27 protein-coding genes and 1 pseudogene are annotated in these 24,503 nt (G+C 43.2%); 16 read left to right on the plus strand and 12 right to left on the minus strand.

All coding sequences use genetic code 11. From position 1 onward, the window contains the following. Positions 1-111 precede the first annotated feature (111 nt). From QUA20_RS02210 to QUA20_RS02230, 5 genes are all read left to right on the plus strand, one after another. On the plus strand, positions 112-1,776 hold the full coding sequence (locus QUA20_RS02210; protein ID WP_333185018.1) for a hypothetical protein: 1,665 nt from the start codon (positions 112-114) through the stop codon (positions 1,774-1,776). Further along, positions 1,769-2,281: a hypothetical protein gene (locus QUA20_RS02215; RefSeq protein WP_333185020.1), complete on the plus strand. Its 513-nt coding sequence runs from the start codon at positions 1,769-1,771 to the stop codon at positions 2,279-2,281. Before QUA20_RS02210 ends, QUA20_RS02215 begins: the two co-directional genes overlap by 8 nt. 49 nt (positions 2,282-2,330) lie before the next feature. Next, a complete protein-coding gene (locus QUA20_RS02220) occupies positions 2,331-3,128 on the plus strand; it encodes a mobilization protein MobD-like protein (protein ID WP_333185022.1) in 798 nt (265 codons plus the stop codon). Positions 3,129-3,713: 585 nt separating this feature from the next. Further along, complete coding sequence (locus QUA20_RS02225) at positions 3,714-4,835, plus strand: DUF6753 family protein (RefSeq protein ID WP_333185024.1); 1,122 nt, start codon at positions 3,714-3,716, stop codon at positions 4,833-4,835. Between the two features lie 58 nt (positions 4,836-4,893). Further along, positions 4,894-5,316: a hypothetical protein gene (locus tag QUA20_RS02230; RefSeq protein ID WP_333185026.1), complete on the plus strand. Its 423-nt coding sequence runs from the start codon at positions 4,894-4,896 to the stop codon at positions 5,314-5,316. On the opposite strand, the gene QUA20_RS02235 is transcribed toward QUA20_RS02230, so the two are convergent. Continuing rightward, positions 5,258-6,346, minus strand: a complete 1,089-nt coding sequence (locus QUA20_RS02235) for a hypothetical protein (protein WP_333185027.1) — start codon at positions 6,344-6,346, stop codon at positions 5,258-5,260. The two genes, QUA20_RS02230 and QUA20_RS02235, sit on opposite strands and share 59 nt — an antisense overlap. Before the next feature lie 171 nt (positions 6,347-6,517). Between QUA20_RS02235 and QUA20_RS02240 the strand changes: the two genes are divergently transcribed. Further along, positions 6,518-6,793: a hypothetical protein gene (locus tag QUA20_RS02240; RefSeq protein WP_333058078.1), complete on the plus strand. Its 276-nt coding sequence runs from the start codon at positions 6,518-6,520 to the stop codon at positions 6,791-6,793. Positions 6,794-6,832: 39 nt separating this feature from the next. Then, complete coding sequence (locus QUA20_RS02245) at positions 6,833-7,453, plus strand: Uma2 family endonuclease (RefSeq protein ID WP_333185029.1); 621 nt, start codon at positions 6,833-6,835, stop codon at positions 7,451-7,453. A 354-nt stretch (positions 7,454-7,807) separates the two neighbouring features. Here QUA20_RS02245 and QUA20_RS02250 read toward each other — a convergent pair whose 3' ends face one another. From QUA20_RS02250 to QUA20_RS02260, 3 genes are all read right to left on the minus strand, one after another. Further along, on the minus strand, positions 7,808-8,329 hold the full coding sequence (locus QUA20_RS02250; protein WP_333185030.1) for a hypothetical protein: 522 nt from the start codon (positions 8,327-8,329) through the stop codon (positions 7,808-7,810). A 185-nt stretch (positions 8,330-8,514) separates the two neighbouring features. Further along, positions 8,515-8,874 (minus strand): hypothetical protein, encoded by a 360-nt coding sequence (locus tag QUA20_RS02255; protein WP_194060967.1) that lies wholly within the window; start codon positions 8,872-8,874, stop codon positions 8,515-8,517. A gap of 428 nt (positions 8,875-9,302) precedes the next feature. Further along, a complete protein-coding gene (locus tag QUA20_RS02260) occupies positions 9,303-10,034 on the minus strand; it encodes a hypothetical protein (RefSeq protein WP_333185032.1) in 732 nt (243 codons plus the stop codon). 162 nt (positions 10,035-10,196) lie between these two features. Between QUA20_RS02260 and QUA20_RS02265 the strand changes: the two genes are divergently transcribed. Continuing rightward, positions 10,197-11,870 (plus strand): ATP-binding protein, encoded by a 1,674-nt coding sequence (locus QUA20_RS02265; RefSeq protein ID WP_333185034.1) that lies wholly within the window; start codon positions 10,197-10,199, stop codon positions 11,868-11,870. Positions 11,871-11,943: 73 nt separating this feature from the next. On the opposite strand, the gene QUA20_RS02270 is transcribed toward QUA20_RS02265, so the two are convergent. Then, the gene (locus QUA20_RS02270; protein ID WP_333185036.1) at positions 11,944-13,902 is read right to left on the minus strand and encodes a bifunctional 3'-5' exonuclease/DNA polymerase; all 1,959 of its coding nucleotides are present in this window, start codon (positions 13,900-13,902) and stop codon (positions 11,944-11,946) included. 108 nt (positions 13,903-14,010) lie between these two features. On the opposite strand from QUA20_RS02270, the gene QUA20_RS02275 reads away from it, so the two are divergent. Continuing rightward, positions 14,011-14,181: a hypothetical protein gene (locus QUA20_RS02275; RefSeq protein WP_333185038.1), complete on the plus strand. Its 171-nt coding sequence runs from the start codon at positions 14,011-14,013 to the stop codon at positions 14,179-14,181. An 84-nt stretch (positions 14,182-14,265) separates the two neighbouring features. After that, positions 14,266-14,703 carry a hypothetical protein gene (locus tag QUA20_RS02280; protein ID WP_333185040.1) on the plus strand — a complete coding sequence of 146 codons (438 nt, stop codon included), beginning with the start codon at positions 14,266-14,268 and terminating at the stop codon, positions 14,701-14,703. 242 nt (positions 14,704-14,945) lie between these two features. Here QUA20_RS02280 and QUA20_RS02285 read toward each other — a convergent pair whose 3' ends face one another. After that, positions 14,946-15,512, minus strand: a complete 567-nt coding sequence (locus QUA20_RS02285; protein ID WP_333185042.1) for a transposase — start codon at positions 15,510-15,512, stop codon at positions 14,946-14,948. A gap of 19 nt (positions 15,513-15,531) precedes the next feature. Then, complete coding sequence (locus QUA20_RS02290; protein WP_333185044.1) at positions 15,532-15,891, minus strand: transposase; 360 nt, start codon at positions 15,889-15,891, stop codon at positions 15,532-15,534. A 63-nt stretch (positions 15,892-15,954) separates the two neighbouring features. Here QUA20_RS02290 and QUA20_RS02295 point away from each other — a divergent pair, with 63 nt between their 5' ends. Together QUA20_RS02295 and QUA20_RS02300 are read left to right on the plus strand one after the other, a co-directional pair. Continuing rightward, positions 15,955-16,212 carry a DUF5674 family protein gene (locus QUA20_RS02295; protein WP_333185242.1) on the plus strand — a complete coding sequence of 86 codons (258 nt, stop codon included), beginning with the start codon at positions 15,955-15,957 and terminating at the stop codon, positions 16,210-16,212. After that, entirely contained in the window at positions 16,209-16,562 is a 354-nt protein-coding gene (locus tag QUA20_RS02300) for a hypothetical protein (RefSeq protein ID WP_106331790.1), read from the plus strand. Before QUA20_RS02295 ends, QUA20_RS02300 begins: the two co-directional genes overlap by 4 nt. Positions 16,563-16,621: 59 nt before the next feature. Here the strand turns inward: QUA20_RS02300 and QUA20_RS02305 are convergent. Beyond that, positions 16,622-16,738: pseudogene (locus QUA20_RS02305) on the minus strand (element excision factor XisI family protein); the annotation flags it as partial. Between the two features lie 137 nt (positions 16,739-16,875). On the opposite strand from QUA20_RS02305, the gene QUA20_RS02310 reads away from it, so the two are divergent. Next, positions 16,876-18,282, plus strand: a complete 1,407-nt coding sequence (locus QUA20_RS02310; protein ID WP_333185046.1) for a transposase — start codon at positions 16,876-16,878, stop codon at positions 18,280-18,282. On the opposite strand, the gene QUA20_RS02315 is transcribed toward QUA20_RS02310, so the two are convergent. From QUA20_RS02315 to QUA20_RS02330, 4 genes are read right to left on the minus strand one after another with little or no spacing between them, the layout of a single operon-like run. Further along, complete coding sequence (locus QUA20_RS02315; RefSeq protein WP_333185048.1) at positions 18,235-18,495, minus strand: element excision factor XisI family protein; 261 nt, start codon at positions 18,493-18,495, stop codon at positions 18,235-18,237. The genes QUA20_RS02310 and QUA20_RS02315 overlap by 48 nt on opposite strands. Continuing rightward, on the minus strand, positions 18,465-18,683 hold the full coding sequence (locus QUA20_RS02320; RefSeq protein ID WP_333185244.1) for an element excision factor XisH family protein: 219 nt from the start codon (positions 18,681-18,683) through the stop codon (positions 18,465-18,467). Before QUA20_RS02320 ends, QUA20_RS02315 begins: the two co-directional genes overlap by 31 nt. A gap of 17 nt (positions 18,684-18,700) precedes the next feature. After that, positions 18,701-20,224, minus strand: coding sequence for a tetratricopeptide repeat protein (locus tag QUA20_RS02325; protein WP_333185050.1), 1,524 nt, complete (start codon positions 20,222-20,224; stop codon positions 18,701-18,703). Beyond that, entirely contained in the window at positions 20,221-21,699 is a 1,479-nt protein-coding gene (locus QUA20_RS02330) for an NB-ARC domain-containing protein (RefSeq protein ID WP_333185052.1), read from the minus strand. The genes QUA20_RS02325 and QUA20_RS02330 overlap by 4 nt, the downstream gene beginning before the upstream one ends. Positions 21,700-22,244: 545 nt before the next feature. Between QUA20_RS02330 and QUA20_RS02335 the strand changes: the two genes are divergently transcribed. The 3 genes from QUA20_RS02335 to QUA20_RS02345 form a co-directional block, all read left to right on the plus strand. Beyond that, entirely contained in the window at positions 22,245-22,385 is a 141-nt protein-coding gene (locus tag QUA20_RS02335) for a hypothetical protein (RefSeq protein WP_333185054.1), read from the plus strand. A gap of 76 nt (positions 22,386-22,461) precedes the next feature. Next, positions 22,462-23,367 carry an AraC family transcriptional regulator gene (locus tag QUA20_RS02340; protein WP_333185056.1) on the plus strand — a complete coding sequence of 302 codons (906 nt, stop codon included), beginning with the start codon at positions 22,462-22,464 and terminating at the stop codon, positions 23,365-23,367. A gap of 475 nt (positions 23,368-23,842) precedes the next feature. Beyond that, positions 23,843-24,503 (plus strand): hypothetical protein (locus QUA20_RS02345; protein ID WP_333185058.1); only part of this gene is annotated, 661 nt, incomplete at its 3' end.

Here is a 24,503-nt window from a genome sequence, read left to right on the forward strand (position 1 = left end):
CCGCCATTTGGAGGGGGTTATTTTAATTATCCAAAACCACCGGATTTGGTGAGGTCAGACTTAAACTGAAGCCAATACTATCATTTTATAACGTAATAAAAGCCAGCGTTTATGAAGAAAAAATCCTCAATACCAGATGCAATTCTGGCTATAGATTTTGGCGGCTTATCTACTAGAGTTTTCTGCCAAAGCTCGCAAGCAGGCAGTAAAGCAAACTCCTTTGTAATGGAATCGCAGGTAGGGCCAGTGAGCCAAGACATAGCCAATTGTTTCACACAACCCAACCTCGCATCAGCATCTCCCGAAAATATTGCTTGGGTGGCAATTGGTAATGAATGCCGAGCCGTTGGCTACTTGGCAGCATCGCAATTCAATGCTCACATCGGTTTAGCGGGACTGAAGTACAGTAGCGCTTTGTACAAAGCTCTAGCAGCTTTGTGGGTAGTGTCGCGGAAGTTAGATTTAGGCAATCAATTTAGCGCTGCGATCTCCGTTTTCTTGCCCCCAGGCGAATTTAATGACTCCAAGCAATTTTTTGAGCTATTAAGTCAATACTCTGCTTCATTTGAAACACCCACCGGCAAGCTCTCTATCACCCTGGACAAAACCCAAGCTTTGCAAGAAGGTGGCGGCATTGCTTTGATCCACAACAGTAATTTAGGTTCAGCCTTCAAGCAGCGGGTAACTGCCTTTGTTATGCTAGGATTTCGCAATGCTTCGGTAATAGTTTCGGCACGCGGTGCTGTCGGTAAGGGCAAAACTTCAGACTTAGGAATGGTAAGGTTGGTGGATCTAGTTCAAGAGCGAACCTCTAACTACGATGCTTCCCGTTTGGCTTTATCAATCGCTCAAGCGGGCGTAAGCTACAACCGCCCTTACTTTTACCGAATTGCTCGGAATCGAGAGGAAACAGCTAAAGATCGAGAAGTTGACCAATTGATTGAAGCAGTCAAGCTGTCTCGCTTCGACTACGCTCGAATGCTATCTCATTGGATTAATGAAGTGCTGCCGCCCGATTTAGATGAAATTGTATTTTGCGGGGGTACTTCTGAATATATGAAGCCAGAACTGCGAAATCAGTTTTCTCATTATTCGCTATCTTGGCACGCAGGTATAACAGTGCCAAAAACGCTCGATCCTGATGGTTTAGGTTGCCGCATAGCTGATGTTTACGGACTATTTTCTTACTTCAAATCTCAGTTTGAGGTACTGAGGCAAAGGTCTGTTGCGGCAACTTCTCAGAGGGCAGAAGATACAACTTCCACTTCAGGAGATGCTCCACTCCCTCCAACCGATCTACAGAGTGTAAAAGAATGTGCTGAACAATCTACCAAGCCAAAATCTGAACAACCTACTCACCCAAAATCTGAACAACCTACTCACCCAAAATCCGAGCAACCTACTAAATTAAAAGTTGAGCAATTTACTCACGCTAAATCCGAGGAATCTACTGAACAAAAATTTGAGGAATCTACTGCACAAAAGACTGAAGATATTACTGAACAAAAATTTGAAGAACCCGCTGAACAAAAATTTGAGGAACCTACTGAACAAAACACTGAAAATATTACTGAACAAAACAGTGAAGTTTGCGCTCAACAAAAGACTGATTCAAGTATCAAAGATAGCTGCTTAGATGATTCTAATAAATTGAGTGATGAGTCGTCGTCGAATACAGAACCTTCATTAGAGGAATCAGAAGCAAACTTAGATGCAGCTCTCTTATTGGGAGGGCCCTACCGAGGTGCTGGAAAGAAGGTGAGGAATTATGCCTAGAAAACGTTACAAGGAATTTTGCTGGCGCTGTCAAGTTTTGCCAGATTCCGAAGATGCTATCTTGCTATCTTACCTGCAAAATCATCCTTTTTTTAGTTTCCAGGAAACGATTTTACCTCTAATCAAAGCGCGGTGGCTGTTAGCAGCTTTACGCAATAGCGGTAGTCATTCTAGTACAGAGTTAGAGTATTTGAGGCGAGAAAGCATTAATTTTTTGCTCAGGCAGATAGATGAAGTTTGCCGAGATGCGGGATTTAACTGTACCGATTTAGGAGCAATTGCCCCTGGTATTTCTTCGGGTTTAATTCCTTTAGCTACTTTCCCTCACTTATCGAATCCAGGTGCATCTAGTGCTACGGAATTAACTGCCCCTGAGAGTTCAAATCCAGCAAGTTTGCCCGAAGAAAAAGAACCAGAGCAATTTGCGGGAGAAGTTGAGTTTGAAAACAGCGCATTTAACTTAGCTGGTTTCGATCCGGCAATGGTCGGGCCTAGCTTTAGTTAAAAATTATTAAGTCTTGAATAGACATCGACATCCAGCAAGGAGGAATGAAATGACTAACATGATTCACTTGGTTGACGGCGAGAAAGGTGGCGTTGGCAAGTCGATGCTAACTCGGATTCTGGTTGAATTCAATCAGAAGTATGAACTGCTGTACACGTTAATTGATGGCGATTTTCAAAATCCTGACGTGCAGCAGCGCTATCCTGAACACAATGCAAAAATCGTAGCTTTAGTTGAAGATGAAGAGAAGTTTTTCGATATCGATATTATTTTTGAAACAGCAGTAGAAACTCCTGTGATTGTCAATTTACCAGCTCGGGTTTACGGCATTATCAACAAATGGATTGACGAAGCTAATTTAACTTCTCCAGATTTTAAAGAGCAGTCAGGAGTTGATGTATGCAAGTGGTTTATTTGCGGTGGCACGACGGACAGCATTGAAATGTTTATTGACTCTTTCAACTACTTTGAAGGTCAGCTCAATCACATTTTTGTCCGCAATTTTGGAGTTTGCAAAGATTGGTCGCACGTACAAAACCATAAGGAAATGAACAAGCTCATTAATAATTACCGAATTCCTGTCGTAGATTTGCCGGCTCTGAGTGCGAGAGAGCGCAAGTTTATTGATACGAAGCGATTGTCATTTTCTCAAGCAATGAAACACTCTGAATTTTTCTTGATTAGTCAGCAGCGATTGCATACTTTTCTGGAAGACTGTTTCCGTCTGATAGAAGATGTAGGTTTGTTTAACAATGCACCCAATCGCAATAAAAAAGAAATAATCGCTCCCTATGAACGAAAAAAAAATGAGGAAATGCAGACAGAAAATGAGCAACGAAATGAGTAACAAAATAAGCAACAGGTTGTAAAGTCTCAAGAGGCTGTAATTTGTAAAAAAGGTATCGTAAGCTTTTAATAATCTAAATTAAGGCTTACGCACAGACTCTACTAATAGGGTGTGCCGAAACCAGCCCGCTGGCTGAGTGCAATCAACGCAGTTGTGTTATCCCAGGCGTTGGATATTAGCAATAAACGTTGTTTATTGCGTTTAAATTCTGAAAAGAAGAAGATTGAGCGATCGCCCCCTACGAGATTTCCAGGGTTTCAAAAACTTCTTCACCACTCCTGAACGGGCTGGGTGTGCCGAAACGCATCTTACTACAGGTAGTGTCTAAACCGATTTTACGTCCAGGAATGTAAATTTTACAGTCGATGTGTAATGCACTCGTTATGGGAGGGAAAAAATGTGAATTCAGACTATAAAACAATACGCTTAGGTTAGTGCTTTCAGACGAATTTTATTTCACTAATTTTTGGGATATAGAGACTTGTGAAAGGAAGTCAGATTGTTCTTATCCCAAGCCTATTAGACTCTAGAAGGCGCGATGCAAAACCGCATAAAGATTAGGATTTTGATTAGGTAGGAGGTTAAATGTCCGATCGACTTTTAGAAGAACTTTCCTCCGTTGACTCTGAAGAGTTTGGCGAGATATTGGAAACGCCAAGGGAACAGGGCAGACTTAATAATACCAAAAATAATTCCATACAATCCGCTGAAAATTCGCAAAGTTTGCCCGATTCTCCAGATACATTCCCAGAAGATGCAGTAGAAGAAAAGTTGAAATCAGATGGGAGTAAGCTAAATGAAGAGGAGTTTTGGGAACTCATAGACGATGATTCGAGGGAAAGAGAAGCTCTGAACAGAGATCCTTTATCTGCCCCTCCCATGTACGAGAGAAATACTGAGTCACTAATCAGCCAGGTACTTAAGAGCAAAGACTCCAAATTTCGCTCTCACGTCATTCAGACAGCTTACCGATACGGTCTCAATAAAAATGACCCACTTTTTATCGTATTGCTGGCTACAGGTCAACTCGAACTGCTGTTAGAAAAAAAACCGCAAGAGATTGACCAGTTTTTCAAGAATTGGCAATCTAAATGGCAAGGTGATTTGAAAGATTCTCAAGCTGTCATCTCTCAAGAATTGGAACAAGTTCGCCAGCTTACTGAGAATTGGGAAAAAGAAAGCAGGGAGTTTTTAGAACGGCAGGGAAAAGCGGCTGTTAAGGTGCAACATCGCCACATTTCCAACTCAGTTTACACTCTAGTGCGACAAGCAGCTTTAGAGAAAGTTGCTCACGATATTTGGTCGGTAATTTTTGGGAGCGGGGTAGTGTTAGGGGCGATGGCGATCGGCGCTTTTATCGGGTTAGCGCTACCCCGGTTTATTCCAGCGCCTGAACTCGACCCAAAAGGGCCGCGCCAGCTCACTTTAGAACAAGCCGTAGCGCTCGAATGGGGGCTGAGCAAAGAGGGTCAGTTTGCCCGCAAGAACGCCGATACAATTCAGTGGGCAACAAGCAATGAAGGGAAATATGCTCGCCAATTTATGAACTGGAATCAAGCTTTGTTGAGCGAGAAAGGTGGCAAAAAATTGTGTGAAACTGAGATCAATCGATTGGGGGTGACACTGACAGTAGAGGGTAAACCTGCACAAAAAGGATTTTGTACTTTGTGGATTCGCTCCCCTCAAGAACGAAAGTTTGTTCCTTGATGACAAATACTAAAATCGAGAATGGGATGTAAATAAGCTAGCTTAACAAAAGAAATCTATGATAGCCAATTTGAACAATCAGCCGTTACCTGACAAAAATCAGAAGCAAGTGCAGTCGCAAATATCGGGCGTTTTAGTTGCACTAGACGACCCATTCGATAAGATGGTTTGGAATTACTGTTTGAGTCAAACATACCCAATATCGGAACAGATTAAGATTGTGCTGAGTGCTTTCTGGGGGCCGTTTGCTGCTAAAAATGCTAGCAAGTCTCCCGAGCGAGTGCGAGCGATCGCTTGTTATTCACTGCGACAATTAGCAGCTCAACAAAAATTGATTGAATCTGTGTTTGAATTGTCAACTAAATCAACGAATTTTTCCGAAGCTATTGCTGTTCTCAAAAGGAAGAATAGTTGTGAGGCACTCAATCAAGCTTGTGTCTGTTCTCAATCAGTTCTAAATACTGCAATTCGGTGGGAGTAAGAGCCGTTGTTCTTTCTAACAAGTTCAGAATTTCGACTTCAAACGGATCGAGATTTCCTAATTTGTGAAGTCGGTCAGTGCGATCGCAAATTTCTTGAAGTCCGGGTTGATTGTCTAGCGGTACAGCAGTGAGAGCCGAGTGCTTGAAGGTGTATGACTGCATAGTAACGGTGGGGATGTGTCGCATCCACACAGTGGCGGTTTTCTCGCCCACTGACTGAATGCGGCCTAACCTGCCGTTAACATCTTCGCGATCGGGCGCATACACTTCTACTAAGGAACCAATTTTGAGCGTCAGGTGATGAGCGATGGTAGGTTCACCTTCAGGCTTTACTTTTTGGTCGCGCCCCTGTAAAGTTTTGGCAACCTTAGCCGGACGGCTGCGAGCATCAATCGCCAAAGCGATGACCTGCTTCTTGGTCATCCCCGCAGAGCGATTCAGTATTTTCCACTTCATATCCTCTCCTCCAATAGAACTCAGGGTGTCTACTGCTTTAGCAAACTGAGCGTCTCTGCGAATTGTTTTTGGGGATGCCTTGAACTGTGCCCCCAACTTTGTCTCTGTTTTCAAGTGGTCAAAATGACCACTTGATTTTCTGTCTCCGCCGCGGGACTGTTTGGTGAGCTCGTACCAAGTGCCGCGCAAATAGCTGACTGACTCAGACGTGAGATTGCGGCGGCCGAGTTGATTGAGGAGCATCCAAACTTTGACGGTGTTAGGGCTATCGAAAGACATCTCTACAGTTTGGTAGGGGATGCCGTGCGCCGTACAAATAGCATAGCGGTTGTGACCGTCGATGAGAATTTTTTCCTCCGCCCAAACCACCAAAGGATCCCGACACCCTTTCTCTTGAATGCTGGCTTCTAAGGTAGCAAACTCGCTCGCACTCAAAGGAGGGATGAGCGTTTGGAAATCTGGGTCAATCCGCAGGGAGTCTGCAACAGTGTGGTGATGCTTTCGGGTTGAGCCGAGCAAAACTACTAAAGGTTGACGTTGCTCGCTGCCCGGTGTCTCCTGAGTTGGGTGCATTTCCTAGTGCCTCCTGAGATAAGTCAACCCCTGACTTGCCAGCCCCAAAGCCAGACACCAGATTGAAGAAGTTGACTCGTATAGGTTGATTCCATATTACCTATAGTACCACGGAAATCTGCTCGTAATGTGGGATAATAAAGAAAAAAGTCGAAAGGATAATGTTGCAAAATGCCCCCAAGCAAAGGAACGCAGCTCCACCCCAACTCTCTAGCTAATTTAAAGTTAGGCGGAGGCGAACCTCGATATGAGGAGCCAAAAAAGCAAAGGAACATTCAGGTAACATCTGCGGGGTGGGAAGGTTTTCGCGCTATTGCTAGAGAGCGCGGATTGAGTTTGAGCGAGTTGATCGAACAGATTGGCAGGCGCAAGATTACTTTGACTGACGCCGAGGAACAAAGTCGCAAACAACCCACAGCCAATCTTTCAGGTATGGGGAGGCTTTGAATAAAGACGTACATTGCCGTCGGATGAGGAACAAACACAATGGTTCAATCACCTCCAAAACTTATAAGTGTTGATGAATTTATTACTAACTACGGCGACAGCGATTGCTACGAACTGATTGATGGTGAATTAACCGAAATGGAACCAACAGGGCCCCACGAACAAGTCTCCGGGTTTTTGGGACGAAAACTAAATGTAGAAATTGACCACCTGGATTTACCCTACCTTATCCCTCCTCGCTGTCTCATCAAACTATTAGGAACAGCAACAGCCTTTCGCCCCGATGTGCTTGTATTAGACCAAACTCGACTAATTAATGAACCTTTGTGGCAACAAGAACCTGTAATTACATCAGGTTCTTCTATTAAACTGATTGCTGAAGTTGTTAGTACCAACTGGCAGAACGATTACGCCCGCAAAGTTGAAGATTACGCCATACTAGGAGTGCCTGAGTATTGGATTGTTGACTATTTGGGCATTGGTGGCAGAGAATATATTGGCAAACCCAAACAACCGACAGTTACTGTTTGTACGCTGCGAGAAGACGAGTATCAAAAACAGTTGTTTCAAAATGAAGATCTGCTTATTTCCTCAATCTTTCCCGACTTGCAATTAACAGCGCAACAAATCTTCGCGGCAGGCAGATATGCTGCTATCTAGCTTACAGCGTATTCCAGGTTTATGAAGTAGGGACAACGACCGGGCCCCGTGTCCCTACGGCGGGGATAGATCGATAGGTGGGTGTCCTTCATAAACCTGGAATACGCTGTATATCCAGGTAACGTCGGTAGGATGGAGAGAATTCGTGCGATCGCAAGTGAACGGGGATCGAGTTTCAATGAGTTGAGCAAACAGATTGGCAAGGGTCTGATTTGATTCCCCTTGGCCCTGAAGAAAGTAACTAATAGCTTGGTCAGGAAAAGGAGGGTTCCACTCAAAAAACTTTCTATCAACTCGTTATCAAAAGTTTTATTGATAGAAAGCAATAATTAACTTGTTGATTCCCCGAGCGTGCTAACTCGCTCTAAAAATTTGCTCAATTAGGGAGACAACTTGCTGCGGTCGATGCTCAAACTGCTTCTTGATTTGAAATTTTAACGAATCTGCTGGCACATCTTTTTTGTTGAGTTTCAGGCGAATATGCTCACTTCGTGGGAGAGTGGAATTGAGCGCTCGAATAACGGTGCGGCATTGTCGAAGAGTGAGGCTATCGACTTGAATTAAGGGTAGATTTAATGTGTCGGTATCGAGTTGAATATTAGAAGCAAATTCGGCTTTAACTTGTCGAGAAGAGGTGAGGCGCTGTTCTTCTGTGGGTTCTGGAGTTGCTGCACCTTCGGCAACAGCAGGAAAGAAAGCAATTTCATTGAGAAGAGGCACAAAATCTGGGGCAAGTTCTGCTGAGAGTTTTTCAGAAGGATTCATTCGCTTCGATGCTAACAGCGTAGCGATATAGTGAACAATTAAGCCACCGTAACCAAAAATTACTACAGTTTCAATTGTGAGGGTGAGAAAATGCTGAATATGTTCGTACATGATTATAATTTATTTGCAAGTGGAACATCTCTCAAACGCGCTCGCGTTTAATATCAAAACCTTACTAAAGCCTTCTGAGAATGCGAGCGCAAGTATCGCAAACGGAACTGGTGCGGTGGGTGGGCGGGCAAAACAAATCCTGCTCCAAGCAGGATTTTATCCCCTTTATCGGGGGTCGTCATTGATTACTTGATAAAATCATCAATCTCTTCATTATCGTCAGTTGCCTTTTTCTTATGAGAAGCTTTGACTGCCGATTCGATATAACGGAAGTGCAAGTCAATCACTGCTTGCTCAGATGAAAGCCAGTAAACGTTGCTCAAGATTTCTTCAAGCATCTCGTCAGCCGAGTAGCCTTCATATTGCTTGTTAAACCAAGTATTGAACGCTTCCCAGTCAAGAGCTTTACCTTTCTGCAACTGTCGTTGTTTGGCACGTCCCGTTAACTCGCGGGCAACGTGCAAAAACATCTCGAAGCGCTGTTCTTCAAGAGTTTCTGCAAATTGCTTTTGCATCGGAGTTGGAGCGGATTTGCGATTAGCCATGATTAACCCTCAAGCGTGTTTTTTTTCACAACTAAAGCGACGGCAGTCGGCTAATTACAATTAATTCAAAAAAATTAGTGGGTGGGTGAGTGGGTAAAATTAAATTCACAACCAAGGTCAAAATTTCCTTGATTGTGAATTTGTTGGGTCTGCTTCCCAGAGCGTCCTGATTCGGACGGTGGCGACAATCATTACCCTGAAATGAAGGGGAAGGGGAAGGGGGAAGGGGAAGGAGAATTTTTTTAGTAATAACGCGATTTTACTAAAGTTTTTCTACCCTTATCCCACGTTTTTCAACCCTTTCCGTTCCTTCCCCTTCCCCCTCCCCCTCCCCTTATTAAATGAATCGCGATTCGTGGAAAAGGCCTCGATAGAGGCAAAAAAATGCTCTCCTTTTTCAGCAGAGCTTTCTAATCAAACTTTAGCAATTATTCGTCGTCTTCCTCAAATTCTTCGTCTTCGTCTAAACTAAAATCATCCTCCTCATCGTCATCATCCTCATCCTCATCCTCATCGCCTTCGGAGTCATCGTCATCCTCATCAATTTCATCGAGTATGTCATCAATTTCATCATCTTCATCATCGAGTTCGTCGTCCTCATCGAGTTCTTCAGTATCTTCTTCAGAGGATTTAGCTAACTCGTTGCGACGCTTTAAGCTTTGAGCATTGAACTCCATTAAATCGGCAATGGCAGCTTGCGGGTTGTCAGCAATTGTATCGTAAAGTTGGCTCATCGCTAAGGCAACAACTTCGACACCATACTTGAGTTCCTCGGGCCGGCCAACTAGCTTGGGAAACACAGTATTGTTCCACTCTTGCCAGTCGAATTTTTTACCATTGCCATTACCGTTGCGCTTATTCAACTGAGCTTGAATATCCAATCCCAGTTTTTCGCGAATTGCGTGGCCAACCTTTGTCGAAATACGGCTATCGCGACGCTGAATTGTCACACCGTACTTCTTATGAATTGTATTCCGAATCTGTTTGACTAGCTCGCCAGCAAGTTGCTCCGGGCTGAGATTAGATTGAGGTTTTGATTTTGCTCCATTGTTACTGCCGACTGTTTGACTGTTCTGCTTTTCAGACGGTTTAGATTTAGCAGGCACTGGTGCCTGAGAGCGAATAGGAGTGGCTGCGGTTTGTTTTTTAGCTGTGACCATGATTGACAATTTAACTTTCTTAACATCAATTTATTAGTGCCGTTAGGCACAATTACCCCCTCCACTTGGGGGGGAGAAGTTCACTCATTAGCAGGAAGCTAAATCTTAATTATGTTAATTAACTTTTTAGGTTAAACATCCTCTCTTTAGTTGTATGAAATCATGAAAAATTTCACTACTTGGTCTAATTTAAGAGTACCTAAAACTCCAATATTTGCCCTCGAATATTACAGTGCAGATCGCCAAAAAATATTGTCATCATTTCATCATTACGCCAGTGAGTGTTGTTTACCTGTTTATTATTGGAATCCAGGCTATGCAACTCTTCAACAGGTGCGGTGTTTGGATAAACCTCTCCCGAAATTAGGTGGTCATTCAGACTTGACAAGCGTTTCAGATATTCCGGAAACGTATAACAGTGAATCCGTCCTATGCAAAACTGAGCTATCTGTCGAGAGTGATGTCCTGCAATTTCTGCTGGAAAATGACTGCCCCGGTATCTTTTTGTTAGAGGACATTTTGGAGTCAGACAGTACCGAACAGCCTCTTGTCCGCCGTTATTCTCAATTGGCTAACGCATTCTTTGAGCTGAAAGGGCGTTGGGCCAACCAATATTGGGTACTGCTGGGCGAGTACATCCAATTGCCATCAAAGCTAAGTCCATTAATTCCTCTACTCAAATGTCCGTTACCCGATCGTTTTGAAGTCGAAGTTATTGTAGATAATTTTTGCGATCGCAATTGTTCCCTTGATTTTGGTTCAGATGCGGTAGCTGCTAAAAAACGGCTGGCTGTTTCGAGTCTAGGGCTGCCAACTGCTGAAATTGAATTAGTGTTAGATCGATCGCTCTCTATGACCGCTTCAGTTGTCCAAATCGCACAGTTGGTATTGGAGCATAAAATATCGCAACTTCGAGACCAGGGGTTGGAGTTCATTGCTTCTCCAGACGTGCCTCATGCTGGCGGTTTAGATTTATTAGACGCTTATTTGAGCGAAGTCGTAAAGCTATCAGAAGCTGATGCCAAGAAATATCACCTCAGACCTCCCAAAGGAATGCTGCTGTGGGGGCCGCCGGGGACGGGCAAAAGTTTGAGTGCAAAGCTAGCTGCTAAGAAGCTAGGTTATGCGCTTTTAGCAGCAAGTTGGGGCAATATTCTAGGTTCCTCTAATCCCGATCGCGCTCTCAACAAAATGCTGGATACAGCCGATAATTTGGGCGGCTGCGTGCTGTTCTTTGACGATTTTGACAAGGGTTTTTCTGGCTGGGAATCAAATGCTGATGGCGGTGTAGCTAGACGGCTGTCGCAGAAATTGCTCACGTGGATGCAGGAACATGAGAGCCCCGTGTTAATGTTAGCTACTGTTAACCGCTTAGAAATGCTGCCGGCTGAACTTATCCGCAGATTTGACGACGGCGGAATCTGGTTTGTGGATTTGCCACACAGCGGCGCTCGCTATGAGATTTTCAATTTGCACTTAGCTAAGTATTTCCCAGAGCAGTTTGGGGAAGGAAAAGAGAATCTTTGGAGCGACAGACAGTGGTATTCGCTACTATCTGATTATGCCGGAGCAACGAGTGCTGAAATTGCGATCGCAGTTAAACGCTGTGCCCAGCGAGCTTATTGTGAAGGGCGACCTGGTAAAATTGAATTGGCCGATCTGCGTTATCAGAGAACTCAGTTTGTGCTATCGTCTGAGCGTTCTTCTGAAGATATCCAGGGGATTCGCAACAAAGCGTCCTTTGCTCGGCCTGCTTCTGGGAGGGATGGGTCTAAATTTGCGGCGGGAGAGCAAGAGTTATTCGAGTATCGGCCATCTGCTTACGATAAAACTTGAGTGCATGATAAATCGCAATAGCATCGGTTCGTTTTCTCCCCTCCCCACTCCCCAATCTTTCCCCGTTAATCTCTTACCCTCCCCAACTTTCCATCACCTTAATTTCTACCTCGCAAGGAATCGGAGAAAGAAACTTATTGCCTGCTCTCACCATACATTTTTTAAGCAAGGCTTTAACTGGTCTCACTTGTTCAAGAGGACACTCTATTAAAATTTCATCGTGAACCACACAAATCAGTTTAGCACCCGTGTGGCTCAGAGACCTAAAAAGCAGAGCAAGAGCGAGTTTAGTAATGTCGGCACTCATCCCTTGAATTGGGTTATTTAGCATTTCGTTAAGCAGCGGTTTAGTATGTTTTGACCATAATCTCCTTCTGCCTAAGACTGTCCGACTCTCTCGAATACCTCGGCTCCAGGCCTTCCGAACTTTGGCGTGAAATTGTTTGATACCTGTATAGGATTCAAAGAACTTCTTGCGAAAGTGTGAAGCTTGTTGCAGCGTTAAAGTGACTCCATGCTCTGCTTGAGCCATATTCTTAAATTTCGTAACTCCCATGCCATAAATTAAACCGAAGTTAATAATTTTGCCGAGCTGTCTGTCTTCGACAGTAATTTTAGATAAAGGTTTTGCTAGCACCAAGGAAGCTGTGAGAGAGTGCAAATCTTCCCCTTGAGAGTAGGCTTTCACCATCGTGAGATCGCCGGAAACCTTCGCCATAATCCGCAGTTCAATCTGGCTGTAATCGGCTTTGAGCAGGACGTAACCGAGTGCAGCTTTAAAACACTGTCGGGTTTCTTTATCTCTGGGGATATTCGTTAAATTTGGCTCTCGACAACTAAACCGTCCTGATCTAGCACCAATCTGAAACCAATTGGGATGAATGCGCCCTGTAATCGGGTGAATGCGTTCAGGTAAACCCAGAGTAAAAGTATCGATACGAGCCGATAAACTGCGGTATTCTAACAGTGCTTGAATAACGGGATACTCGCCTTGCAAAGGAATTAAATGTTGAGAGCTAGTGGAAGTAACAGGAATACCTTTTTCTTGCAAAGCCGCTAAGACTTGCTTGGGAGAGCGAGGATTAATTGTATCCGTAAATTCCGGCAGGAGAGAGATTTGTTGATTAGGGTTAGGTCGATGGAGTTGCGAATTAATTTGTTTTAAAAGAGAGTCGCGTTGATGACAGAGCTTGACTCCCAAAACTCTCCACTGTTCTCTATCTAAAAGCATTCCGTTGAGTTCCATAGAAGCCACCGCAGGCAGACAAGCAAACTCTAGTAAAGCAGTTTTCCAAAGCTTAGAAGCTTTCAGTTTTTGTTGCAGAGCAGCAGCCAGCGGGAGTAAAATTGCAGCATCGGTAGCAGCATATTGCAGTTGAGTGAGTGTTAAATTTCCCGACCAATCGCTAAGTTGCTGCGTTTTGTCGAGCTTTACTTTCAGCAAATTCTCAGTGACAGATTCTAGGGACAGATGCCGTTTTAGTCCAGCCGTCAGCACTCGGTAAGCCAAATAGGTATCGAAAAAGGGTTTGGATGGTTCCAGTCCGGCAAAAGCGAGCATTTGCCATTCAAATTTGAGGTTGTGACCTACCTTCAGTGCAGGACTCGCTAAGAGCAAGCGTAATGGTTCGAGGGAACTCGGTTCAATGGCCCATAAATCTACAATGATTACTGGATGGTCAGGAATGGCAAGTTGTAACAATCTAATTTTGGCTTTGTAGGGGTCAAGCCCTGTCGTTTCGCAGTCTATACCGATGATTTTTGCTTGTTGGAATGGTTGAAGGGCTGTTTCAAGATTGAAAGCAGTATCGATTAGTTGGTAAGGAGTTTTAAGTGTAGCTTGCAACGGAGGTTTTTGATTTTTATCGGTTAAAATAGTTGGAATAGCTGTTAATATTTCACGCTTAAGGGGCGGATTAGCTCTCATCATTACTTTCGTTTCCAAAGGAGAGTAAAAGGAGCCGGGGCTGTCAATACCTGTCCGGTGTTTTGAGTAACGCTTGAGGATGTCTTGTGGAGTTAGCGGTTTCATTGCACGATCGCCAAAAATTTTCAAAGCTGCGATCGCGATCGCGGTTTAAAAAATAAACTCGATCGAGTTGAAGCAGCGCAATCTTGACCAAATAATGAGTGATGAGTAATGAGTAACAGGAGTAATTGGGGTAAACCAGAGATCCGCGCCGTCAATCGAACTGACAATTATCGCAATCTTAACAATCCTGAAATCGGAACAGATGCGGCAGCAAAGGACAGCAGCAAAAACTCTCCAACTGCACGTAAAAAAACCTTTTTTATGTTATATTCAAGATAAAATCTTTCAGGGAAACCCTATAAGCGGTCGCACTTTACAAATCCCGCTAGCGAGCATAAAAACGATTACTTTGGACAAAATTCAATGACTGTAATTAGCAGTCATTTTGACCTACTCTATTTCACAAATTGTAATTTAGATCGACCTTTAATCCGCGATTCAAAAATTGTCATTCCCACCCGTCAACTCGGCTTGCTACCAAATCATCCACTTAATCCCCAAAATGAAATAACTTTTCTGCCAAAATCTTACCTAATTTTCGATGGAGTCAAAACATCGGTACGCCAATTAACCGGATATGTAGAAGAGCCTCCCGGCTCCCATGATTTCAAGCCTCTCGAAAAAACCTCTAGAACAGTTATAGATGATGATTTTCCAAATGTTGGTAAAACTGTCAGCTTATTTGGACTAGAAGGTGTTTTTGAAAACCCATTAGAATGGGTGGATTGGGAGATAGAAAGTGCATCATTTTATTTGATAGAATATTTAGCATATGACAGTAATTTACCGAGTTGTGGCTAAATATAACTAAATTTATTCTACAATGATACTTATCAAGCATCAATTTGATGTTCCTAAATCCAGTGGAAAATGTTGTATTGTTCGGCAAGCAATTGCTTTTGAGGCAAGCACAGTTAACGTAACTTAAAAAGTAGTTTATCGAAAGCGCAGACAAAGATGATTAATCTGATACAAGAGCGTGCTACCAAAGAGCAACTTGAAGAAATGTTGGAAATCCTGAGCAGTTACAGCAGATTGCAAGTTTATAGATGACAGTAGCAGCATTTAGTAAACCAGTTTTTTAGATGTTGAGGATTTATTAAATCAAGTGCGACGGCAATTAATGTATCGATCATTTTTGGGGTTGTTGGAGAAAATTTCCGCAGGAAAGACTTAAGTTGCGACCACCATAATTCAATAGGATTAAAATCAGGAGAATACGGCGATAAGTTAATAATACTTGCGCCAACTGCTTGAATCATCGGTGCAATAGAAGCCATTTTGTGTGCGGGTAAATTATCCATTACTACTACCGCTCCCACCCAAAGTTCCGGCACTAAAAATTTTTCAATAAACACTTCAAATGCCTTGCCATCCATTGAGTCATTCATTGTCATTAATGCCACCACTTTTTTAATACTAATCGCTCCAATTGCTGTGATTTTTGCACCCCGATAGAATGGTTTAAAATCACATACTCTCGTGCCGTGAGGTGAGCGAGCATACTTCCTACTTAAACCTAGTAAAACCCCCATTTCATCCAGAAAAACCAGGTTCTCGGGAGCTATATTTTTCACTTTTTCCCAGTATTCTCCTCTTAATTTTTGCACTCGGTCTGTTGCCGCTTGACTACTGAGTAGCGTCTTTTTTTTTTGTTAGTCCCACCCTTTTTAATTCTCGGCACATGGTACTAGGACTTATCCATTGTCCGTAAATATTTCCCCAGTATTCACAATATTCTGACAAAGTGCTATCTGGATATTTTTTTACCAGCTCATGGAGCTGACTTGAATATCCATTCAACTCACTTTTCTGGCTTCCACCTTGAGGACGTGGTTGGATATCTCCTGTAAGTTGGTAGCGCTTTAATAGTCGTTCAACAAAAGACTTACTGACATCAAATCTGATAGCTAGTTTTCTAATTGATGTGTTACCCTGTTTGTAAGCTTTGACCACTTTTTCTCGAAGTTCGATCGGTAATGGTTTCATTACTGCTATTAATATACTATTTTTCAGTGTACTCTATTTACCTGCAATCTGCTGTATATTAAACTGGCAGTGGATATCGAACGGGGAATTTTAGCTGGTGGTGGAGAGCTTCACGCTGACTGCGAAGCTGTATTGCTGGAAAATGGGAGCAAGCAAGTAGATATTTGGGGAGCAGATTGGTATCCGCTGACACAAGAAGTAGGTTATGAATCTCTCATCAATATCCGCCCCCGCCAAAACAATCGTTCGATGGAAATTCAAGATCCGATGATTCGAGATCGAGTTGCTCAGATCGTTCAACGGCTATTAGGAGAGTTATGAGAGATTGGAATGCTTTAAAGTCACGCTATTTGCGAGACGAACTGCCGGTTCGTCTAGGAAATTTAGCATCAAATTTAGCGCGAATCAAATCCCGCTGTCAAAATACAGCTCATGGCGAAATAATTGAAGATTTACTGCAAGAAAGCAAGCTGTTTATTGAATGGACTGCTGCCGATACAGAGATAGAAATAGCTGCTGAGTTAGTTGAGTTGCAGGTTCAGTTAGCTTGCTGGCAGTATTCTTGGGCTGAGATTCGATCGAACGTTCAGCAACGAATAAAAGTTAGCGAACAGGTAAAAATCTGGTCAGAAAAAGTGCTGAATATGTCGGGTTTGTTGGCTGCGAATTAGACAAGTGCGCGATCGCTCTTGATACGCGATGTGCTATTTTCTCCATAAGAGCGATCGCGTTACGCAGTTGCAAATTCCGTAAACGGACGCAAACGCGGTGGATGAAAGGCGAGGACAATCTCTTCACAAGACACCCCCGCTTTCGGTAAATCGGTTGCGATACCGTCCTCAGTCCGGTCTTCTTCAACTAAATCAAAAGGAGTCCCGCGCTCTACCTGTACCCAGGTGAGCGTCGGGAGGAATTTGCGTGAGTGAAGAGAACCGCCCCGAACTAAACCAACGACTTTAGGTGTTGGAAGGCGAGGGGCGGTCGATGAGCGAACAAATTATTTTGCTACACCACTTGCTTTTTGTATGTTCACGAGATAGAATTTTGTCAGAATTCGTGAAAGTAATGCCTCAAATAATCACCGCCAAGCTAAAACTAAACCTGAATGCCGAGCAAAAAGCTTTGGTATCTCAGACTACCTTGGCTTATCGCGATGCCTTGAATCATACTTCACAAGTTGCTTTTGATGCGAACAAAACCAGCAATGGTGCTAAGTTACAAAAGGCTGTCTACAATGAATTGCGAGTTCGATTTGGACTTGGCGCTCAGATGGCTTGCAATGTACCGAGACAAGTTTCGGCAACGTATAAAACTCTCTGGACTAAGGTAAAACAATCTAACGATGCTATCGCTAAAGGGTACACCAAGAAACGGTACAAAGGACTAGACCAACCCCCTAAGTATATCTCTCGAACCTGTACCTTGAATTATCAGCGTGACTACTCGTTTAAATCCGAGCATAAGGTGAGTATTATTACCCTGACTGGTAGAATAGTAGTCTCGTATGATGGCTACAACAAGCATCTGGATTTCATTGCGAATGGTTCCAAAGTTGGAGCAGCTAAAATTGTCTATCAGCGTTCCTCTAAAGTTTACTATTTGATGGTAAGTGTTGAGGTAGAAACCCCTGAACTCGACCCACTGAAAATAACCAGAGTTTCTGGCGTTGACGTGGGGATGCGCTATCTTGCGGTAGAAACAGACTTACAAAACAAGTCTAATTTTTACTCAGGTTCAGAAGCTAGACATAAAGCCAACCGCTATCACAAGGCTAGACAAACTCTTCAGCGTAAAGGCACTCGTTCGGCAAAGCGCCGGCTAATTGCTTTGTCGGGAAGAGAAAGGCGGTTTATCGCTGACGTGAACCACCAAATCAGCAAGGATATTGCAAAGCCTAATACTTTAATTGGACTGGAAAACCTAACCGGAATTCGGGATAGAACCAAGTCCAAGTCGGGTAAAAAGGTTAGCAAAAAACAGCGAAAAGCTAATCGAAACAAAGCTAAATGGTCGTTTGCCGAACTGCACGGCTATATTGACTACAAAGCTAATTTGAACGGCTCTTTAGCTACTAAAGTTCCAGCTAATTATACCTCGCAAAGCTGTCCAAAATGTGGACACACTTCGGCAGGCAATAGACCTAAAAAAGGACTATTGTTTCGTTGCGAGTGTTGCGGGCATGAGCTTCATGCTGATTTGGTGGGTGCGCGAAATATTGCCATGAGAACGTTGCTCGTTCGGCAGGACTGGACGAGTACGGGGAGCTTGTCAGCATCCCCTAATGTGTCGGGCGGTGAAACTAAAGCTGAGATTCTGCAAAGGTTCTCGGAATTGCGGTGGAGTTCAGATACAAGCCCACATCATAGCGGTACTCCGCTTGATGCTGGGTAGTTGATTCCAGATTTTTCCATCTTTCAGGCGAACGTGGATGACATTGCTTTTGATGCGATTATCTTGATACCAACCCATTTTCATTAGAAGATAATGCTCGCGAATCGGATCGAGCAGCAAGACAGATTCGACATCGGAATTGCCCAAACTTAGCTGCTGGTATTCTTCGAGGATTTTTTGGATTAAGCTTCGGTAGCGTTCGAGTTTATCCATCGTTCGATGACCTCCTGGATTGGATCGAAAACCAATAGGTTAACTTGGTTTTTTTGAATCATTAATTGAGCGAGCGGGGTTTGAAATTTATTATCGTACAAGTTAGCTGGAATTGCCAAGTATAGCTTGAAATCCAGGGAATGTAACCGCAAATAGGCGGCGATCGGGCGCGACAGTCTTTTACCCACCTCACAGCTCAACCGAACTAAAATCTTGAGAACCAATCGCCATAATATTTGAATAATCGTTTGAGAATTATCGCCAGCAACAATTGGCTATCTCCACCGCGCCAAGGAGGGAGCGCGATCGAACTAGCAACGATAAAACGCAAACTCTGTATAAACTTACCCGCTTCCAGGTAAGCCAATCCTAAAACTGCCAGTGCAATTCCTTTAAATAAAGAATTATTAACGTTTTGAGCGAGCGCTAAAGCTTGTTTTCCATAATCTAGTGCTTTAGGAATGTCTCCCAGTGCGCTATAGAGATAAGAAAATTGCGATAATGACTGAGATTCGTGGTGTTGATATTTATATTGACGGGCAAGATCCAAACATTGCTGGGTTGTTTCTAAAGCTAGTTGAACCTCATCTTGCCAAGTATGAATAAATGCCAGAGTTAGTAAGGCATAACATTGAACGCTTATATCACCACTGTGTTGATTAATTTCCAAAAGTTCTTGGGAGCAGGTTAGAGCGGCTCTAAAGTTGCGCTGGTAACAGTAGACTAAGCCCAAATTCACCAATAAAGCACTAACTTGATGGCAATTGCGGTTTTGGTGTCGTTGCTGATACTGTTGTTCTAAGGCATCTAAAGCTTTTTGGCGTTTACCCAACTGAGCATTGGCGACTGCAAGCCGTCCGAGAGCGTACCATTGGGTTTGTGTATCGTTAATAGTACGGGCGATCGCTAATGCTTGCTGACAGTGATGAGTCGCCTTATGAAACTGTCGCAGGTGAATGGCTAAATATCCCAAAGTCGCCAAGGTTTGACCTCTCTCAACCGCTGTAGACGAGCCTTCGCCGTAACTGTCTTGCTCCCATCCCAAGCTTTCTAGCGATACGGCATCCTCCGATTGAACGCGACAGCGAGATTCATCAATTCGATCCAATACCTGCAACTGCTGCTGGCAGTAATTCCAAGCTGTTTGATATTGTCCCCAATTGCCATAGCAAAGCCCTAAACCACCAAGTGCTTTAGCTTGAGCCTCTGTATTGTGATTCTCTGTGGCTAGTTGTAATAAACGCTGGTAGTAATCGACTGCGGTGGGAAACTGACAAAGATGGGTATAAGCATAGCCCAGGTCATTGAGACAAAGACAATCCAATTGGGGATTAACTTTACCTAATAAAGGTTGACATAGAGCGATTTGTTCTCGGTAAAGTCTCCAAATGCCAAGCTGTCGGTGTAAAACCTGCGAGTTCCCTTCGATATTAAGACGAACAAATACAATTTGGCGAATCAGATCCCAAGCTTTAAGCTGTTCTAGATGGTGAGCTGCCTCCAAGTAGCCTCGGACTTGTTCGAGATGAGAAGCTTGGTGATGGGGTTGATAGTGCTTGAGCCAGTAAAAAGCGGCTCGTAAATGCGCTTTTTCATAGAGAGTCGGTTGTCGATCGAGAGGATGTGCATTATTTAAAACCAACTCTCCTGCTGGTGTCAAGCAGCAATTTAAAATCTGGGACTCTGTTAGCGTCTTCAGTTGCAATGTTCGATCCCAGGCAAAATTCATAACAGGATCTCTGGTTTAAAATTAACAAGATGCTGGAGCGCGATGCTGCGAATTAAACTGTGAAGCCGATAGAATACGCGCCCAACCTTAGAGTCTGTTTCTAGAAGAAAGCGGCGTTGTAAGGTTTGAAAGGCAATTATTTGCGCTTCTTTAGGACACTCTGCAATTAATAATAGCCAAGCCGTTCGCTCTACAGAGCATCGATAGGTAGCTCCCATACAGAGCAGAATGTAAGCCAAAGGAGATGAAACGCGCAGACGGATAAATGTTCGTTCGATGCGGCACTTAACTAGATCGGTTAAGTTGATGCTGTAATTGGCTAAAGTTACTGAGTCGGCGCTCGAATGTAAATCAGAAGCTATTTGCTGTTGTTCAATGGTTGCAATCTCCTCGCTATAATCGTGCCAGTAGGCTTGAATGTCGCCGTTGTATGGACTTTCTCGAATTTCTCCAGCGATTACTCGCAAAGCAAGCGGATGGCCTTCATAAACCCTAACGATGCGTTGTAAATATTCACGTTCCTCATCTGTCTGAGGATAAACTTCCCAACTCCCAAAAAGTTCGAGGGCTTCTTCGGGATTTAAGCCTTTGAGCCATTCTAGGTGCGATCGCTCTAAATACCGTCCCTCGGCTATGACAGGGAGGCGATCCTGAGAAGTTAGAATCAAGCGAGATGGCATTGGTTCTACTTGGATAAAGCGATCGAAAAATTGGGCAAATAAGGGATCTTTGTAGTGAAACTCGCCGCGATCGCCCGTTTCCAGGATTTCCTCAACCATGTCGAGGAGCAGCAAACAGGGATGGGTTTGCAAATAATTAACTAAATCGATGACCAGTTTTTGAGACTCGTGTTCTAACTCAAAATCCGATCTCATCTGCTCTTTTAAAAGTAAGCGAGCGAATTGTTCAAAGGTTTGCTGCTCAGTATCAAAGCGAATTACATGAACTACTGGCCATGTTTGAGCGATCCCTGGTTCTAAACTCAGTCGAATTGCCAGAGATGACTTGCCAATCCCTGTAATTCCTACCAACATTAGGACGCGACAAATGCCTTGAATCTTCTCAGTTAGTGCATCAACTAACGATTCGCGTCCAACCCAACGAGTTTCATTCTCATCTATAGAAAGTGTAGAAAAGTTGGGTGACAATGAACTCTCTAAGGGTTCAACTTCTGGTCGAGAAAAAGCCGATTGACTAGCGAACTGAGATTCTCGATGTTTGGCATAATGCTTGAGGACGCTCTGAAAATTTAACTTTGTAACTTTTTGTTCTAGAGCTGTTGAGAGCATCTGCCAAAGTTGCGATCCAGTATCTTTGATATAGCTGTAGTCATAGTCAAAAGTATTAGCAATCTGCATATAAGACTGCCCTTCCCAAGCTTGACAAAAGACTATCTTCTGCACATTGTTTAATTGCTTTATTTCCAGAATTTCCTCAAGGATATTTAGTGCCTCATCATCAGTCATTTTTTCCATATAGACTTCTAAAATAACTATTTCTATTCGATCTCAGGTAATGATTCCGCACTCTCAACTGTCGCACAGACAACCACAGCTAGCAGAGGTGAGCGATCGGACAAATCTTTTAAGTATAAATACTCATAAATTTGTGAAAAATGAGCTAATGGGCTAGTCAATAAGCTGTTAGGCATTTAAACCATTAACGAGCTAGGTAAGGTGCGTCAGCTAGAACACTTACTATACATGGGAAACGCTTATCTACGCTAAGCACCCTACTATCCTCCTTTAAATGCCGAACAGCTTAGAGACAGATAATTTTTAGATTCTAGATCCGACTTAGATCAGACTTTTATCAGACTTTTTCCGACAGCCGGACTTGCTACACAGGGGTAGAGTAGTTACAAACCGGTTATGTGATTCAGCAGAGTATCAAATACTACAGCACTTATTGTTGATGAAGTATTGGCACGACTAAACGCCGTATTGAGACATTTTAGCTGAATTAACCACCTTCGGCGGTGCATGGCATTCTGTCGTCATAGGTATTGGCAGCCACTACAGTGAAAATCGCAAGCGAGCGGTATTCTTTCGATATCCCTGCACCGCAAGCTGTCGATGCTGGCGGCTATGACGGGGCGCAAGAAAGTAGACTCTTGGTGCGGATGCTGTTGGAGGATGGGTTGAAAGAGGTGGAAGGGTAGGGGCGATCGGGCTGTGAGTTCGGACTTGCGTAATCAAAGAACCATTATTCGTACAAATTTGGAGAAAAAATTTAGGATGTCAACAGAAAAACCTTTAGAGATCGATTACTCTCAACAAGATTCAACTTTAACGTTTGCTCCGCGTCCAGTAATTCACTCCGGTCAACAAGCGGGATGGAAAAATATCCATCTTGCACATTATCAACTGCCTGCAATTGACTTTCCTGAAACAACAGGTCTTCAGCACCTCATTTCGCTACCGTCATGGAAGCAGCCAACGGAAGTAGAGATGGTATTTGATGGAAAACGTTATCGATGTCAACATGACCAACAAGAAAAGGGGCATATTGAAATTTTTCCTGCTCATGCGCCGTTAAAAGTGAGATCGAGTCAGGTAGGGGAAACGACTCACTGCTATCTCGATCCTACATTTCTAGCTCATGCTGCCTACGAGTCTGCAAATCCAGAGCAAATTGAACTGAAGCCGACGCTATCAACGCCCGATCCGCTAGTCTGTCAAATTATCTTAGCTCTGAAAACGGTATTAGAAACTGATGCAACAAATAGTTGCTTCTATGCGGAGTCAATGGCTACAGCTATGGCAGCACATTTTTTGAGAAACTATTCAACCCGCAAGCACATTCTACCAGAGTATGAAGATGGCTTACCTAAGTACAAACTGAAGCAAGCTCTTGACTACATGAATGTTCATCTAAGTGAGAACCTATCATTAGCCACCCTTGCAGATGAATTGCAGATTAGCCAGTTTCACTTCTGTCGATTATTTAAGCAATCTACGGGCATGACTCCTCATGCGTATTTGATACAGCAGCGAGTCGAGCGATCGAAGCAATTACTGAAGCAGAGAGAACGCACAATCAATGATATCTCCGTTGTGTGCGGTTTTGCTAACCCCAGTCATTTTGCTAAGCATTTTCGCAGATATACAGGCATTTCACCCAAGCAGTTTCGCATGATGTAGCAAGAATGTGTCCAAATCGCAAGAAAATGTTCGACTTGAACTGGCAAAGATGGTTAAAGTCGTCTTGTATAAATTCACCTGAATTCAGTGCACCTGATTTCAAGCTGGATTTGTGTTCCGAATGATGTGAACTTTAGAACTGTCATAGTCAGAACACAAATCAGTGAAGCTGCTGGAGTTCGGGCTTACCCAAACGCACGCAAAAAAAATTTTTTAGGGGATATTCAATAGAAATAAAAGTGCATTGTTACCGATAATTGTTAAAATACATAACGATAAATAGGAGTAAAAAATTATGTTCAACAAAGTCTTTCTGCGAAACTTAACTATTGCTGGCATCGCGCTTTCTGGCGCGAAATACTCGAGCAATAAGCCAGCAAAAGCCGATACCAGTTAATTTTTGTCTGAAATTATAATATAGGTCGATCTACTAGCAACCAACCATTTAACGCAGATAAATAAAAGGAAATCTACCATGAGCGAGTTAATTAGTTCCAATCCCACACTTAATCAAGACAATGGAACAAGTAACCTAGATTCAATAGTAAGATTGACCAATCCACTCCTACCAGCCTTAGATCCGAAACTTAGTGGAGGCTCTGTTTCTAATTTAGGTACTCCTAGCAGTTTAGCGAGCGACAAAAATATAGCAACGAGTATCTCTGTAATAAATAGCAAGGAAATTGATACTCTGATTTTGCCGCTTTCTAGCACGAGCCAAATAAGTATTTCCTCAAGTGAAAAAACGTCTCAATCTAGTACATCCGAGCCAGAAATCGATACACTGACTGGTTTAAGAGTAAGCGAGGAGCTACTAGATAATTCACAACCAGACTCATTAACTAATCCTTCTGCTTCTCAAAGCCAGACGTTACCAGATATCTTACCAGACATTAAAACTAATACACTCAATACAAGCGAAAGCAAAGCTTCAGTTAGTTTAAATTCCGAAAAATCTCAGGCTAATACCGATTCTGTAAATAACGATACCGAACAGGCTAAAGAACAGGTTACGCCAACAACAAGTCAATCTAATACGCCAGAGGCTTCCATTACTTCTTCTGTAAATAACGATACCGAACAGGCTAAAGAACAGGTTACGCCAACAACAAGTCAATCTAATACGCCAGAGGCTT

The sequence above is a fragment of the Microcoleus sp. Pol7_A1 genome (genome assembly GCF_036701085.1).
GTDB lineage: Bacteria > Cyanobacteriota > Cyanobacteriia > Cyanobacteriales > Microcoleaceae > Microcoleus > Microcoleus asticus.

Excerpts from the sequence above, each read along its gene's own strand:
- QUA20_RS02210 (WP_333185018.1), top strand. The coding sequence starts at position 112 with ATGAAGAAAAAATCCTCAATACCAGATGCAATTCTGGCTATAGATTTT.
- QUA20_RS02215 (WP_333185020.1), top strand. The coding sequence starts at position 1,769 with ATGCCTAGAAAACGTTACAAGGAATTTTGCTGGCGCTGTCAAGTTTTG.
- QUA20_RS02220 (WP_333185022.1), top strand. The coding sequence starts at position 2,331 with ATGACTAACATGATTCACTTGGTTGACGGCGAGAAAGGTGGCGTTGGC.
- QUA20_RS02225 (WP_333185024.1), top strand. The coding sequence starts at position 3,714 with ATGTCCGATCGACTTTTAGAAGAACTTTCCTCCGTTGACTCTGAAGAG.
- QUA20_RS02230 (WP_333185026.1), top strand. The coding sequence starts at position 4,894 with ATGATAGCCAATTTGAACAATCAGCCGTTACCTGACAAAAATCAGAAG.
- QUA20_RS02235 (WP_333185027.1), bottom strand. The coding sequence starts at position 6,346 with ATGCACCCAACTCAGGAGACACCGGGCAGCGAGCAACGTCAACCTTTA.
- QUA20_RS02240 (WP_333058078.1), top strand. The coding sequence starts at position 6,518 with ATGCCCCCAAGCAAAGGAACGCAGCTCCACCCCAACTCTCTAGCTAAT.
- QUA20_RS02245 (WP_333185029.1), top strand. The coding sequence starts at position 6,833 with ATGGTTCAATCACCTCCAAAACTTATAAGTGTTGATGAATTTATTACT.
- QUA20_RS02250 (WP_333185030.1), bottom strand. The coding sequence starts at position 8,329 with ATGTACGAACATATTCAGCATTTTCTCACCCTCACAATTGAAACTGTA.
- QUA20_RS02255 (WP_194060967.1), bottom strand. The coding sequence starts at position 8,874 with ATGGCTAATCGCAAATCCGCTCCAACTCCGATGCAAAAGCAATTTGCA.
- QUA20_RS02260 (WP_333185032.1), bottom strand. The coding sequence starts at position 10,034 with ATGGTCACAGCTAAAAAACAAACCGCAGCCACTCCTATTCGCTCTCAG.
- QUA20_RS02265 (WP_333185034.1), top strand. The coding sequence starts at position 10,197 with ATGAAAAATTTCACTACTTGGTCTAATTTAAGAGTACCTAAAACTCCA.
- QUA20_RS02270 (WP_333185036.1), bottom strand. The coding sequence starts at position 13,902 with ATGAAACCGCTAACTCCACAAGACATCCTCAAGCGTTACTCAAAACAC.
- QUA20_RS02275 (WP_333185038.1), top strand. The coding sequence starts at position 14,011 with ATGAGTAACAGGAGTAATTGGGGTAAACCAGAGATCCGCGCCGTCAAT.
- QUA20_RS02280 (WP_333185040.1), top strand. The coding sequence starts at position 14,266 with ATGACTGTAATTAGCAGTCATTTTGACCTACTCTATTTCACAAATTGT.
- QUA20_RS02290 (WP_333185044.1), bottom strand. The coding sequence starts at position 15,891 with ATGAAACCATTACCGATCGAACTTCGAGAAAAAGTGGTCAAAGCTTAC.
- QUA20_RS02300 (WP_106331790.1), top strand. The coding sequence starts at position 16,209 with ATGAGAGATTGGAATGCTTTAAAGTCACGCTATTTGCGAGACGAACTG.
- QUA20_RS02310 (WP_333185046.1), top strand. The coding sequence starts at position 16,876 with ATGAGCGAACAAATTATTTTGCTACACCACTTGCTTTTTGTATGTTCA.
- QUA20_RS02315 (WP_333185048.1), bottom strand. The coding sequence starts at position 18,495 with ATGGATAAACTCGAACGCTACCGAAGCTTAATCCAAAAAATCCTCGAA.
- QUA20_RS02325 (WP_333185050.1), bottom strand. The coding sequence starts at position 20,224 with ATGAATTTTGCCTGGGATCGAACATTGCAACTGAAGACGCTAACAGAG.
- QUA20_RS02330 (WP_333185052.1), bottom strand. The coding sequence starts at position 21,699 with ATGGAAAAAATGACTGATGATGAGGCACTAAATATCCTTGAGGAAATT.
- QUA20_RS02340 (WP_333185056.1), top strand. The coding sequence starts at position 22,462 with ATGTCAACAGAAAAACCTTTAGAGATCGATTACTCTCAACAAGATTCA.